Source organism: Candidatus Endomicrobiellum pyrsonymphae, from assembly GCF_020328025.1.
GTDB lineage: Bacteria > Elusimicrobiota > Endomicrobiia > Endomicrobiales > Endomicrobiaceae > Endomicrobiellum > Endomicrobiellum pyrsonymphae.
On sequence record NZ_JAIXMZ010000022.1, the window covers coordinates 1 to 15,170 of the forward strand.

At 36.2% G+C, this 15,170-nt stretch carries 9 protein-coding genes; all 9 read right to left on the bottom strand.

What is annotated here, in order from left to right:
• Positions 1-691, bottom strand: a 691-nt coding sequence (locus tag LE180_RS03035; RefSeq protein WP_374134006.1) for a hypothetical protein, incomplete at its 3' end; no start/stop codon positions are given.
• 624 nt (positions 692-1,315) lie between these two features.
• Positions 1,316-2,773 carry an Npt1/Npt2 family nucleotide transporter gene (locus tag LE180_RS03040; protein WP_374134007.1) on the bottom strand — a complete coding sequence of 486 codons (1,458 nt, stop codon included), beginning with the start codon at positions 2,771-2,773 and terminating at the stop codon, positions 1,316-1,318.
• Between the two features lie 260 nt (positions 2,774-3,033).
• Positions 3,034-4,617, bottom strand: coding sequence for a CTP synthase (locus LE180_RS03045; protein WP_374134008.1), 1,584 nt, complete (start codon positions 4,615-4,617; stop codon positions 3,034-3,036).
• Position 4,618: 1 nt separating this feature from the next.
• A complete protein-coding gene (gene purF / locus LE180_RS03050; protein WP_374134009.1) occupies positions 4,619-5,998 on the bottom strand; it encodes an amidophosphoribosyltransferase in 1,380 nt (459 codons plus the stop codon).
• A gap of 214 nt (positions 5,999-6,212) precedes the next feature.
• The gene (gene carB / locus LE180_RS03055; RefSeq protein WP_374134010.1) at positions 6,213-9,527 is read right to left on the bottom strand and encodes a carbamoyl-phosphate synthase (glutamine-hydrolyzing) large subunit; all 3,315 of its coding nucleotides are present in this window, start codon (positions 9,525-9,527) and stop codon (positions 6,213-6,215) included.
• Between the two features lie 413 nt (positions 9,528-9,940).
• Complete coding sequence (carA, locus tag LE180_RS03060; RefSeq protein WP_374134011.1) at positions 9,941-11,089, bottom strand: glutamine-hydrolyzing carbamoyl-phosphate synthase small subunit; 1,149 nt, start codon at positions 11,087-11,089, stop codon at positions 9,941-9,943.
• Between the two features lie 32 nt (positions 11,090-11,121).
• Positions 11,122-11,859: a hypothetical protein gene (locus tag LE180_RS03065; protein WP_374134012.1), complete on the bottom strand. Its 738-nt coding sequence runs from the start codon at positions 11,857-11,859 to the stop codon at positions 11,122-11,124.
• Positions 11,860-11,940: 81 nt separating this feature from the next.
• Positions 11,941-13,446: a glutamate synthase-related protein gene (locus LE180_RS03070; protein ID WP_374134013.1), complete on the bottom strand. Its 1,506-nt coding sequence runs from the start codon at positions 13,444-13,446 to the stop codon at positions 11,941-11,943.
• Complete coding sequence (locus tag LE180_RS03075; RefSeq protein ID WP_374134014.1) at positions 13,443-14,534, bottom strand: glutamine amidotransferase family protein; 1,092 nt, start codon at positions 14,532-14,534, stop codon at positions 13,443-13,445. Before LE180_RS03075 ends, LE180_RS03070 begins: the two co-directional genes overlap by 4 nt.
• Positions 14,535-15,170: the final 636 nt, after the last annotated feature.

Consider the following 15,170-nt stretch of genomic DNA (forward strand, 5'->3'; position numbering starts at 1 on the left):
CATCGTCTTCCGCTCTATCTATAGGACACTGCTCGACCGGTCTTGCTTCACTTCCTATAGATAGAGCGGAAGACGATGCGGAGTTATGGATGTTTGATAAAGACTGGGAGGCTTGGCTGAAAAAAGAGGAGGGGCGGAATATATTAGAGATAATGATGAAGAAGAGAAAAAACGTCGCGAACGTTTCTAACCAATCCTGCCCATCCTCGTGCGATATCCAGTATAACGCTTGCGCCCCTTTCAGCCATTTCTTCCCTTCTTTCGTCTTTAGCCATGCCCGCCCCTCCTCTTTTTTCAGCCAAGCCTCCCAGTCTTTATCAAACATCCATAACTCCGCATCGTCTTCCGCTCTATCTATAGGACACTGCTCGACCGGTCTTGCTTCACTTCCTACACTTTCTCCATCTCTTAAATTTCTTGCCCTGCTCGCCTTCTTGTCATCGTCATTTCCTTCTTTTCCGACATTCCCGTGAAAAAAAAGCGCTTTATTGTCGACTTCGGGAAATTTAATCGTCCCTTTCACTATATCACCTACATCAGCTTTTCGTCCTTCGCTCTCATCCTGTTTTACTGCGCCTGCTACAATATTATCATCGTTCCTTCGCGCTAAATTTGCGCTGTCTCTTCCACATGAACTTAACACCAAACTAAACAAAACTGCAATACTTACCGCTTTCTTTATTTTCTTCAAACGGTTCTCCCATCCTCATTTTATAGTAATACTTGTACACTGTCTTTTGTTTCCTTTCAATTTCTTGTCCTTGGTTCTCTTTTTCAAATGTCTGTTCAAACATGTTTAAGCAAAAAAAACCTTATTGCGTATCCGTCAAATTCGCTTCCGTTATCTGTTTATATCCGCTTTATCTTAAACGGATACTCTTTATCTTAATGTCTCTAAAAAATCTTTGGCGTTTTCACTGTTTAATCTGTTGTATTCTTTGCTAAATGCTAGTCTGCTTTTTACATCAACGGCGTTGATTAAATATCCGTTTCTTCCAGTTTATTTTTAAATGCACGTTGTCTGCTTGCAATAAATTGACTGGTTTATCAGGCTTATATTTGCCTATACCAAAAAAATCTCAAACGCATATTGTACACTTTCTCAGTTCAGAATTAAGTTTACAGTGAAGATACGGCAAAACCGCAAAAAGATGATTTTATATACAGAATTGCGCCATTTTACTAAAAGCTTGTTATTGTTTCAATCCGTTTATCTTTATTTTTGAAATTCCTAAAATGCGCAATATGTTGCGATATTACTCTACACAGTATCGATAATTCTTCTTTTGCTATATTGAATCACTCTTATTTTATATCATCCTTGGTAAGATTGTAAGAACTTTTTATTTAGTCCGAAAACAGCCACAAACCAGAGTAGAAGTATTACAACGAATATAACCGCTATGACGGGAACCAATTGCACTAGCGAAGATCCAATAAAAATGACGTTAAGCAACATATACTGTATAAACGAACCTCCGCCTTTTCCTACACGTGCGCCAACAATATCAACAGCAGCCCTACCCTTTGATTTCAATTCATCATCTAGCGGAATGTAGCACATTTCCTTAGTGGGATCAAAAAACGAATATTTTACTCCTTTTGACAGAAAATTCTGGATAAATCCAAAAGATATCACAATTCCTAGAACTGTGAGTCCAAGCGGTGTGACAACCGACGTAAGTTGTTCTTTGAATATGATAAATGCAAAGAAAACAAGACCTGTTATAAAAAACGTAATAGGAGTTATTATTGCCCCTACAAACCATGAACATCTGCGCAATATATTTGTGCCAATCAACGTGCATATTATGGTGAAAACTCCTGTGTATAGATTGAGAGATCCCATAAATGAGCTATACCCAGCTTTTGTAGGATATAACAAACGCACCTGTTCTTTCCACACAACCTCTATGAGATTTATACTTATTCCATAGCATATCAACAGAAGCGCTATGTACCCGAGATATTTGGATTTGAAAATGTATTTTAAACTTTCCAACATAGATAACTTTGCTTTTTCTTTTGGTTTCTTGATTTCGTCAGGATTATAGTAGCGCGAATCTTTCAATACGTCATTGTTTAGCCAGTAATACAAACCGATTATAACAAGACAGGATATTACAACTATCAGAATGAAGTATGGTAATGCGCTCCATTCGTTTGCGTCCAATCGTTCATCGTTTAATACCTTCACGAAAAAACATGTAATCACAAGACCAAAGTTGGCTATACATAAAAACATCGCATAAAAACGCTTTGACTCCTTGATAGAAGTAACATCGTTAGCAAAACGCCAAAACATCAGACTTATCATGGAACTTCCCCAAAGCTCCGCCATCACATAAAACGAAGAAAATACCCAGTGCCCTATCGGCTTCAATAATCCTAATCCAAACAGTAATCCTGAAGAAACATCTGAAAAATCAGCATGCAAATATTGATGATATGGATATAATATAGTCGCAAACAATATAAAATATCCCATGAAAAATGTTACCATTATGTAAAAGACAGAATCTTTCGAAAAAATATTGACTAGTTTCGAATAAATTATCACTAACAATATCGTTGACGGTATCACAAACCATAACTTAATTGTGGGTACTACGCTTGCGCCCATTGTTGTTACCACTAACGAGTCCTTCATTACTCTTAACAAGCTGTAATTGAGCAATATGCAAAACATAATAAAGGCCATAGGAAGAAACTTTTTTAACTCAAATTTATGTATTGGCCAAAGGACGGATTTTAAACCTGTAAATTCTGCCATAAGCTCATCTCCTCTTTCTTTTTTGTTCTTTGACTACTTAATGCTTGCCTACTAGTTAGTATATTGTAGATTATTCTGTTTTTGTAATCTAGTGGTCTCGATTGTATGTATGAGCAGAGCAAGCAGTATCAGCGGCATACTTTCTTTACAGTTCCACCTAATTTGTAGCAAAAATAAATTCAAATAAATACAAAGCTTGTAAAATATCTATGAACTATTAAAAGAGAGGAAGTTACAGGAATAAAGGAATGAATGTGAGATTATTTACTCACTTCTAAAGCTGCGCCTAGAAACCCTCTAAAAATAGGATGCGCTTTCATGGGTCTTGAAGCAAATTCAGGATGAAACTGTACTCCTAGAAAAAATGGATGATCTTTTATTTCTACAATTTCTGGAAGCACGCCTTTGTGATATGCAGTTACAGAAAGACCAGCCTTTTCCAATATGTCTATAAATTCTGGATTCATTTCGTATCTGTGTCTGTGCCTTTCTTCAACTGCTACAGACTTATATAAATTGTGAGCTAGAGTGTCTTTCTTTATTTCAGCCTTGTAGTTACCAAGTCTCATTGTTCCGCCTCTATAACTAACATTTTTCTGTTCCTCAATAATCTTTATTACAGGATATTTTGTGGTCTCGTCAAATTCTGTTGAATTCGCATTTTTAAGTTTTGCTAAATTCCTTGACGCTTCTATAACGCTGCACTGCATGCCCAAACATATTCCAAGAAACGGAATCTTATTCTCTCTAGCATAAGTTATTGCTTTTATTTTCCCCTCTACACCTCTATTGCCAAATCCGCCTGGAACTAAAATAGCATCAAAGTCTTTTAGCTTTCTTACTAAATCTTTATCTTCTGCTCCAAGATAATGTATTTCTGCCCTCGCTTTTAGCTCTGTTGCGGCAATATTCAAAGACTCGTCAATGGATTTATATGCATCTTTCAAGTCTGCATATTTGCCTACAACTGCAACCTTAACAGTTTTATTAAATTCGCCAAGCGATTTTATTTTTGTAAACCATGTTTTATCAAATTTCTTTTTAGATTTCATGTTAAGTTTTTCGATTATTAAAGAATCAACTTTTTGATCATAAAGAGCCTCAGGAATAAAATAAATTGAAGGGGCATCCATTACTTCTATTACACATTCTTCCTTGACATTACAAAACAGAGAAATTTTTCTTTTTAAAGATTCGTCAAGATGATATTCTGTTCTGCATATTATCATATCGGGAGAAATCCCTATTTCTCTTAGTTTATTAACCGAATGCTGAGTAGGTTTTGTTTTCAACTCATGCGCGCCTGCAATATAGGGTACAAGAGTAACATGTATGCTAAAAATATCTTCTTTTTTATTTTCAAGCTGAAACTGTCTTGCGGCTTCCATAAACGGAAGACCTTCAATATCTCCAACTGTTCCGCCAATTTCAATTATAGAAATATCGCATTTGTTTTTTAACGCAACAAACCGTTTCTTTATTTCATCCGTAATATGAGGAATAACCTGCACTGTCGCGCCATCATAATCTCCTCTTCTTTCTCTATTGATTACAGTTTTATAAATATCACCTGCCGTATTTGTGTTAGCTTTGCTTGTATAAACGTCTAAAAATCTCTCGTAAGTGCCTAAATCCAAATCTGATTCTGCTCCATCTGCAGTAACAAAAACTTCACCATGCTGATAAGGATTCATTGTTCCCGGGTCTATGTTTATATAAGGGTCGAATTTTATCATGTTCACTTTAAAGCCACGAAGTTGGAGAAGCTTACCTATGCTTGCGCCGGAAATACCTTTACCTAAAGAACTTACAACTCCACCGGTAATAAAAATATACTTTGACATTTTAACAGTCTTCCTTATATGTGTTTCTTGAGATTACTGTAGGATATTTTCCCGTAAAACACGACGTACAGAAAACTTTTTCTTTTTTATTAACGCAAGAACAAGCTTTAACAAGATTTTCTAAACTTAAAAATGTCAAGCTATCCGTGCCTAAATACTTTCTCATTTCTTCTATTGAATTATTTGCCGCTATCAAGTGGTCTTTACTTGGCGTGTCAATTCCATAATAGCATGATCCTATTATTGGAGGGCAAGATAACGCAAAATGTATTTTCTTTGCTCCAGCTTCTCTCAAAATATTAACAAGTCTCTTTGATGTCGTTCCTCGTACTATCGAATCGTCAACAAGGATTATTTCTTTTCCCTTAACGACTTCACGTATTGGTCGAAGTTTAAGTCTTGCGGTTAAATCTCTTAAGTTTTGCGATGGTTTTATGAACGATCTCCCAACATAATGATTTCTTACAAAACCATTCTCAAAAAGAATATTTGAAGTTCTAGAAAAACCGAGAGCTGCAAAATAACCTGTATCAGGCACAGGCATAACAATATCAGCCTTTACATTTTTCATCTGGTTAGCAAGATATTCGCCCATTTTTACCCTAGCTTCTTTCACTGTTTTCCCAAACATTATACTGTCCGGTCTTGAAAAATAAACCTGTTCAAAAATGCAAGTATTTTGTTTCTTAGTTTTTTTATACAAAAAAGATTTTTTGATTTGTCCGTTTTCTATAACAATAATTTCACCGGAGTTTATATCCCTTATGTATGTCCCGCCGATAACTTCTATTGCGGCGCTTTCTGAAGATATTATGTATGAGTTGCCAATTTTTCCCAAAACTAACGGTCTAAAACCATGTTCATCTCTCGCGCCTATAAGAGTCCTATCTTTAAGAATTACAAGAGAAAACGCGCCTTCGAGCTTACGTAGAGAACTTGCGACTATATTTGCTAGATTCCCTTTAGCCATAGCAATAAGATGAAGTAGTATTTCTGTATCGGAAGTATGATTAAAAATTGCGCCTTTCCTTAAAAGCATCTGTTTTATTTTAAGAAAATTTGTAATATTGCCGTTATGCGCTACCGCAATATTTCCATGGATACAATTTATCTGAAAAGGCTGAGCATTCGTTAAAGAACTTTTTGCAGAAGTCGTATAACGAACATGCCCTACAGCTGCGGTTCCCGGAAGTTTATTAAGAAGAATTTCTTCATTAAAAATCCTTGAAACAAGCCCCATAGCCTTAAAAGTTTTCATTTTTTCTTTACCACTGATTGTAATGCCAGCCGACTCTTCGCCTCTGTGCTGCAGAGTGAGCAGTCCCGCCGAGGCTAAAACCGCAGCATTGTCATTATTTTCAACTCCAATTATTCCACACATTTTTTCCTCTTTTGCAAAACACTTAGAACAAAAAAACCGCCAAACACGCATAATCAATCTCGTGTTAACTTTGCATCGCGCTTCATTTCAGCTACAAAAAACTAAATATAGCAACCTCGCGCTACATTTAAAACAAAATTAATTCAAGACAAAAAATTAAAAAATTACAGCCAACTAACTTTACATTGCAATGTAGCAATATAAAATCAGTCAGCTATAAACTGATACAATTCTCAACATTTTGCAATTCTGAGTAAGAGTCATAGGCTCTTAAATAAGCTATGACTTTTTCAAGATTAGTTAATATTGAACAACCGCACTTAACGGCGGTTTTCCTTATCTCTGAATTATTGCTAAGCTCGTCAACACTTAAATTTTTATTTATATTTATAACAAAATCCACTTTGCCATCAATTATTATATCTACGGCTCTAGGATTGCGATTCCAATGAACAACATTAACTTTATAATAGCCTCTTTCTTCAAGATATTTTGCCGTACCTTTTGTCGCATATAGCGGAACATCTAATTTATAGAGATTGTCTATCACTTCCATGAATTTAACTTTATCTCTTTCTCTACCCGTGCTTAAAAGAACTCCTTTTTTAGGTTTTTTTATCTGAGTTGCTTCCATTGAAAGAAGCATAGCGTGATTAAATTTTTCGCCTAAGCAACCGACTTCTCCCGTAGATGCCATTTCTACACCGACAACTGGATCCGCGCCATCTAGTCGCTGGAAACTAAACATTGAAGCTTTAACGCCAACATATGGTATTTCGCTTTCGTCAATTAATATCTTTTTTACTTTTTCATTGTTCATTACTTTGCATGAGAGCTCCGCAAGATTTACTCCTGAAACTTTTGAAATGAACGGAAACGACCTTGATGCTCTTGCATTACATTCAATAACTTTAACGTCGTTATCTTTAGCTATAAACTGTACGTTGAAAGGACCGTTTAAATTGAGACCTTTCACTATTTTTCTTACTATATCTTTTATAACATTTACTGTGTGAGAGTATATTTTTTGCGGAGGAAAGACCATTGTGGCATCGCCGCTATGAACACCGGCATTTTCAACATGTTCCGTAACGAGAGAAAGTATAACTTCACCGTATTTTGCAACACCATCACATTCAATCTCTTTTGCATCAAGAATAAATTTTGAAATAACAACAGGAAAATCAGCGGAAATATCTTTTGTAAGAGACAAGTAATAATCCAAACTCTGTTTATCGTTTGCAACATTCATAAGAGTTCCAGAGAGAACAAAACTCGGACGAATCAAAACAGGAAATCCTACTTTTTCTATAAATTTTTCTATTTCTGAAATAGAAACGGCTGAAGTCCACTCAGGCTGATCTATATCAAGTTTATCAAGCATCGCTGAGAACTTTTCCCTGTCTTCGGCGGCGTCAACGCTCTTTGGGCTATGCCCTAAAATATTTACTTTTGCTTCGCTTAAAGACTGAATCAAATTATTGGGATTTTGTCCACCCATACAGGCGATTACACCTTTAGGATTTTCAATATCTATAATGTCCAACACTCTTTCTGACGACAATTCTTCAAAATATAATCTGTCTGAAGCGCTATAATCAGTTGATACAGTTTCGGGATTACAGTTAATAATAACGCTGTCATTTTTTTTATTTTTAAAATAACCGCTTGTCATAACGGAACACCAATCAAACTCCAAACTACTCCCTATGCGATAACTACCGCTTCCTAAAGTAATTATGCTCTTTGCATTTTTCTTGGCAGAAACATCGCTGTGCATTCCGTCATAAGTAAGATATAAATAGTTAGATCTTGTAGGATATTCTGAAGATGTGGTATCAATTTGTTTTACAACAGGCAAAACACCAAGTTTTTTTCTTAATTTTCTTATACCCAAAGATAAAGCTCTTATTTGCTTTATACTGAGTTTAACTTTGCTACTCAAGCACGCGGAAAGAAATATTTTTGTAAGCTGAAAATCTGAAAAACCTCTTGATTTTAAACGTTGTAAATGCTCTTTTGAAATCCGCTTAAAGGCATTATATAAATCTTGGGATGTAAAACTGTCTTGTTTTTCTTTTTGCTTAAAAAAGTTAAATAATTCAGTTGCAACTCGCGCTAAGTACAAAATATGCGACAAAAACCAATAATCTATTTTTGTTTTTTCATATACATACTCAAGAGATTTCCCTCTCTTAAACGTTTCATAAACTGCAAAAACTCTCAAACTTGTGGGCGATAAAAGCTCTTTTTCAATATCTTCGTCAGAAGCATTATTGAAAATATTTGTAGTTATTCCCTCTTCATTTTCATTTACCATTCTTATAGCTTTCTGAACAACCTCGCAGAAATTTCTTCCAATAGCCATAACTTCACCTACAGACTTCATTTGTGTGCCAAGATTTTTTGAAACTCCGCTAAACTTACTTAAATCCCAACGGGGTACTTTTAAAGTAACATAATCCAGCGATGGCTCGTAGAACGCGGAAGTAGTGCCCGTAACCGGATTTTTAAGTTCCAAAAGATCAAAACCTATGACTATTTTTGCAGCTATATAAGCGATAGGATATCCTGTTGCCTTACTTGCCAATGCGCTCGAACGAGACAATCTTGCATTAATTTCTATAACATAAAAACCATAATCTTTAAGATTTAAAGCATACTGCACATTACACTCGCCAACAATGCCAACGTTCTGCGCAATTTTAATTGCAGTATCTCTCAACATATTATTTTCGGTATTGTTGATTGTTTGACACGGGGCAATAACTATAGAGTCACCCGTATGTATGCCCATAGGGTCGAAGTTTTCCATATTACATATAGTTATAGTATTTCCTGTTTTATCGCGCATTACTTCGTATTCTATTTCTTTCCAACCGTGAAGAGATTTTTCAATTAAAACCTGAGGAGATGTCATGAGGGCAGATTGAGTGAGCTTTTTCAGTTCTAAAGATGTTCTTGCAAGTCCGGAGCCTAATCCGCCAAGAGCAAATGCAGATCTTGTTATGACAGGATAGCCAATTGTTTCAGCAGTTTTCAGCGCTTCTTCCACCGTAGAAACAGCATGGCTTTTTGCTATAGGCGCATTTATAGATTTCATTTTTTGCGCAAAAAGTTCTCTATCCTCAGACAGCTCAAGAGCGTCAACCTGAGTTCCCAAAACTTTTACGTTATATTTCTTCAAAACACCATTTTTTTCCAACGCTATAACACAGTTTAAAGATGTCTGTCCGCCAAAACTCGAAATAATTGCAACGGGCTTTTCAATTTTAATAATTTTTTCTACCCAAAAAGGAGTGATAGGATACAAATAAACTTTTTTGTTTGGACCCTTATTTGTCTGAACTGAAGCAATGTTAGGATTAATAATTATTACCTCAAGACCTTCCTCTTCCAAAGCTTTTACAGCCTGAGATCCGGAATAATCAAACTCCCCTGCTTGTCCTATAGACAAAGCCCCTGACCCAAGAAGAATAACTTTTTGCTTTTTTCCATTTTTTGGTAACAAGAAATCTAAAATCGGCATACTTTCTCTCTTATTCTCTATTTTTTACAAACAATCTATACGCGGTATAAATTATAATTAACAAAACATGTTGCCAACAATGACGGTCCCGTGGAAGCAATCGCTTTACCTGAAGCAAGAAGCAAACCTACGCCTACATATCTCCCATTATGACCACTAGTGAGTATGTCCCTTGTTCAAGTCTCTTTGTAAATGCTCGACATCGTTCGACTATCTCACGCGCTAGCTCTTATTTATTGAAACTACTGAATATATATCGTCTTTATTCACTTTTCATATTTGAAAATAAAACATCTTTCTTAGTTGCGGTAATCACATCTGCCTTATATTTATCTGAGACTTCGTTATATATCATTCAGTTTATTTACTCGCGCTCTTATTGTCTCTTTATAGTTCTAACGTAAAATTGTCTGCTATTTTTTTATCGAACCTACAAATTTATCCATTATCCAACTTGTGTCATTTGGTCCGCTTGACGCTTCAGGATGAAACTGTACAGACATAAACGGTTTTGTTTTATGTTTTAACCCTTCCACCGAATCATCGTTTGCATTTTCAAACCATAATTCCCAATCAGACTTTATTGAACTTTTTTCAACCGCATATCTATGATTTTGGCTCGACATATACGCCTTTTTTTCAGGAAGAGAAAAAACAGGCTGGTTGTGGCTTCTATGCCCGTGATTTAATCTTTTTGTTTTTGCTCCGGACGCAAGAGACAAAAGTTGATGCCCCAAACATATTCCTAAAATAGGCTTGTTTGAGCTTAAAACATCTTTTTTTATTCTATCAACCAAATCGCCTGTATTTTTTGGATCTCCGGGGCCGTTACTTATAACCCACCCGTCGCATTGTATTTTGGAAAAATCTGTATCCCATGGCAAAACATGCGCTTCACATCCTCTCTCCATAAGCATTCGCATGATGTTCCATTTTGCGCCACAATCAATAACTGCAACTTTTTTAAAACCTTTGCCCATTTTTACTACTTCTTTAGTTGACACGGACGGCATTAAATTATACTTTGACGGATCAACATATTCGTTGTCTTGAAAGTTTTTCAAAAATTCAAACTTATTTTTATCCTGCGGTTTTCCACCTTCAGGAACGATTTTTCCCCAAAGATTCCTACTTTCTCTTATCATCTGAACTAAGTATCTTGTGTCTATACCGGCAATCCCCGGTACACCTTGACTTTTCAACCACTCTTCAAGAAAAATACCGCCGTCATGATGATAACAGTTGTCATAAATATCCGACACTATAATACCTTGTGTTTTTATTGAAGAACTTTCGTGACCTTTAGACATAAAAAGATTCCCATCTTTAGGAAGAGGTATTCCATAATTACCTATAAGACAAAAACTGAAAACTAAAATCTGTCCTAAATACGAGGGATCTGTCATAGCTTCGCTGTACCCTAACATACCCGTATTAAAAACCATCTCGCCACTTACAACTACACCAGCGCCAATAGCTCTTCCTTCAAGCGTTACGCCATTGGATAGTTTTAGATAAGCTTTCTTGTATTTTTTGTCCAACATCTTTTTCTCTTTTTCCATTTCCTAACCCTTCTTTTTCAAAAATTCAGCGCTTAATAAACACAGTACATATTCGAATACGGATTTTTATTAACTGCCGCATATTTTGAAAATGATTCTATTTTTAAATGTTTTAAATCTTTTTTAAAAGTCTCTGAGTAAAAATCAATATGTTTTTTCAAAAACGCAATGTCTGTATCTGTAATAGCGACTTTAACAGCCTCTTTACCAAACATATATTCATTGGCATTATCATTTAAATAAATAGCTCCGCCATGCATACCAGTTCCACAAAATCTACCTACTATTGATCCGTTTTTTGAAAAATTTAAACCAAGCAAAATAATTGCCCCTCCTGCCATGTACTCTCCAAGGAACTCGCCGGCTTTACCACCTGCTACGATTACAGGTTTCATTTCTTTATATTCTTTCATGTGAATACCAACTCTATAGCCAACATTTCCTTCAACGTAAATTTCCCCGCCTCTCATAGCATAACCCAAGGTATCTCCACAATTACCATGGACTATTATTCTACCATTATTCATTGTATTTCCGACAGCATCTTGGGCATTACCAAATATTTCAAGCTCTGCCCCGTCCATATATGCAGCCATATCATTTCCCGGAACACCGTAAATTTTCAATTTAACTTTTTCAGGCAAACCTCTTCCGATGTATCTTTGACCAAAAACATTTTTTAAAGAAATAGTCTTTTCTGTTTCAATTGTATTATCAATTAAATTGTTTAATTCGCGATAATAAATATTTAAAGCGTCAATAGTTTTCATGTTTCTACCTCTTTTACAAAACATAAATTCCGAATCAAATTCAAGTAATGTGTATAAAAACACAACAAGAAATATCAAAAATTATTCGCCGGCATACTGAATACCAAGAATATTCAATTCTTTCTCGCTCAACCCAATGCCTCTCAGCATAAGCCTGTTACCTCTTAAGCTGTCAATGGCATTAATGCCCATACCGCCAAGCATCTCTTGTATCTCATGATTCCATGCTGAAACCAAATTTACAAGTCGTTTGTACATAATATCAGTATCAAGTCTCTTTACAAGGTCTGCGTCTTGCGTAGCTATTCCCCAATTACATTTGCCGACTGAACAAGAACGACACATATGGCAACCAAGCGCTATAAGCGCAGCCGAACCTATACAAACAGCATCAGCGCCCAATGCAATAGCTTTCACTACATCTGCGCTATTTCTGATACTACCCGAAGCAAGAAGAGAAATTTGATTTCTTATGCCTTCTTCTCTTAACCTTTGGTCTATAGAAGCTAACGCGAACTCCACGGGGATACCTACATTATCTCTCACTCTTGTTGGAGTTGCGCCTGTGCCACCGCGAAAACCGTCAACCACAATTGCGTCCGCGCCCGCTCTCATAATACCTGAAGCTATAGCAGCCGCATTATGAACTGCAGCAATTTTTACAAAAACAGGTTTTTTATAATCTGTAACTTCTTTTAACGAAAAGATAAGCTGTCTTAAATCCTCTATGGAGTAAATATCATGATGGGGAGCCGGTGAAATAGCATCAGACCCTATAGGTATCATTCTTGTAACGGAGACATCTTTTCCAACTTTTCTACCAGGCAAGTGACCTCCAATACCCGGCTTTGCCCCCTGACCAATTTTAATTTCAATTGCAGCGCCCGCATTTAAATATTCTTTATGAACACCAAATCTGCCAGACGCAACCTGCACAATGGTATTTTTACCATATTTGTAAAAATCTTTATTTAAACCACCTTCGCCAGTATTATAACAAATTCCAAGCTCTTCGGCGGCTCTTGCAAGACATTCGTGAGCATTTCTGGAAATGGAACCATAGCTCATCGCGGAAAACATTATAGGCATTTTTAACTCAACCTGAGGAGGCATTTTTGTGATTAGGTTGCCTTTAGTGTTAAACTCAAGCTTCTCGGGTTTTCCCCCTATCATAACTTTTGTTTCCATAGGCTCGCGCAAAGGATCTATAGATGGATTTGTAACTTGACTTGCGTTAAGAAGTATTTTATCCCAATAAATCGGAAAAGATTTGGGATTACCCATGCTTGAAAGCAAAATACCACCCGTTTGGGATTGCTTATAAATTTCTTTTATCGCTTCGTCCGTCCAATTTGCATTTTCTCTAAATTCAAGAGGATATTTTTTTATAACTAAAGCTTTCACAGGGCAAAGAACAACGCATCTATGACAATTAACACACTTTACATCGTTGGCGCTAAAAATCTTTTTTTTCATATCGTATGAATGCACTTTATTAGAGCACTGCTGCTCACATACACGACAATTAATGCATTTCTTTTCATTTCTTATTACTTCAAATGATGGAGTATTAAAATCTAAGTTCATTTTTGTTCACCTTCCAACAAGGCAATAACCGGCTCCCCACCTTTTGGGGACCATATTTTATCCGGATTATCGCATATTATTCTTATCGCGCTCTCTTCACTTGCCACATAAGTTCTATCCCCTTTTTCCGCGGCTACCAACGAACGAAGCTTAATCCTGTCATTTAAAGCTATCATTCCTTTTTCATATCCTAAAATTATTGAGAATGGTCCGTTAATTAACGCATTAGCATAAACAGCCCTCATACTCTTTAATTCGGTTTGCAACTCTTTATTTTCTCTTTCAATGTCATCCCAAAAAGGAGTCGCTACTATTTTTATAGCCTTCTCCATTGGAATATTATGTTTTCTTACAAGCATGTCAAATAGATATGTTATCACTTCGGTATCGGTTTGAAGAGTGCATTTATATCCATACATTTCCACAAATCTTCTATTAGCATCATAGGAAGATATTTCGCCATTATGCACTACAGACCAATTAAGCATTGTAAAGGGATGAGCGCCGCCCCACCATCCCGGAGTATTCGTAGGAAATCTTCCATGCGCTGTCCACGTGTGAGCCTCATAAGTGTCCAACATAAAAAACTCGCCGATGTCTTCAGGATAGCCTACTCCCTTAAACGCTCCCATATTTTTTCCACTGGAAAAAACATAAGCCCCTTTATATTCCTTGTTTATCCTTATTACACATCTTGACGTAAATTCGGCTTCGTCCAAAAACCCTTCTTTTACCATGTATGTTCTTGGGTGTACAAAATAACGCCATACTAATGGTTTATTTGTGATGCAACGAACATGTTTTGTCGGAATATTGCCCGCGCTTTCAATATCGAAGTGCATTGCAAGAAAATCTTCAGTTTGCGTCTTAATGCTTAAGTTATCATAAAATATATGCAACGCATAGCAATCTCCATACTGCGGATAAATACCGTAAGCCGCAAAACCACCGCCCAATCCGTTTGAACGATCACGCATCAAGGCAATAGACTTAATAATTTCTTCGCCACTAAATCTTTTGCCTTTTTTGTCTATAATGCCACTTATAGCACACCCGGATGGGATTCTCAATTCACCCTCTTTCAACATTTACCCCTCCTCCACACGAAGACATACACTAGACGTAAAAATATCCCAAATTGCCCATTTGGGAGATTTTTTAGGACACACCACACTACAATCGACTAGCCTTACAACTACACTGCGTAAAGTCTACAGAAAACACCTCGAAATGTCAAGTAGTTGTAAAACATCTTATATCATATTCTTTGTATTTGTTTTGCCAATTTAACAAAGTTCGTCGTTTTAGGTTATATATGCTTTTTGTGTCAACTTATAGCCACAATTGCGATAAAACAATACTAACGTTTTGTTCTTTTTGACTATTGTGTTTACATTTTCTTTAGCAATCGCTCTTTCTAATGCGCCGGCAATTTTTGTCTGCGCAAGCGCATAAAATTTGTTGTAATACTGCATTTTGCGTCTCGCATAATTTACGCCAATCCCAAAGGTTTGACTTAAATCCAACTTTTGCTGTTAACTTCATTATACCAACTTTCAAAATGTGCAATATGTGTTTGAGATTTTAAGGTTTAAATTGATATAATAGCGACGGTTACATTTGCTGCCTACGGTATTTATCCGCAGTTTGCGTCTCAATGCGTAAGTTATCATAAAATATATGCAACGCATAGCAACCTCCATACTGCGGAAAAATACCGTAAG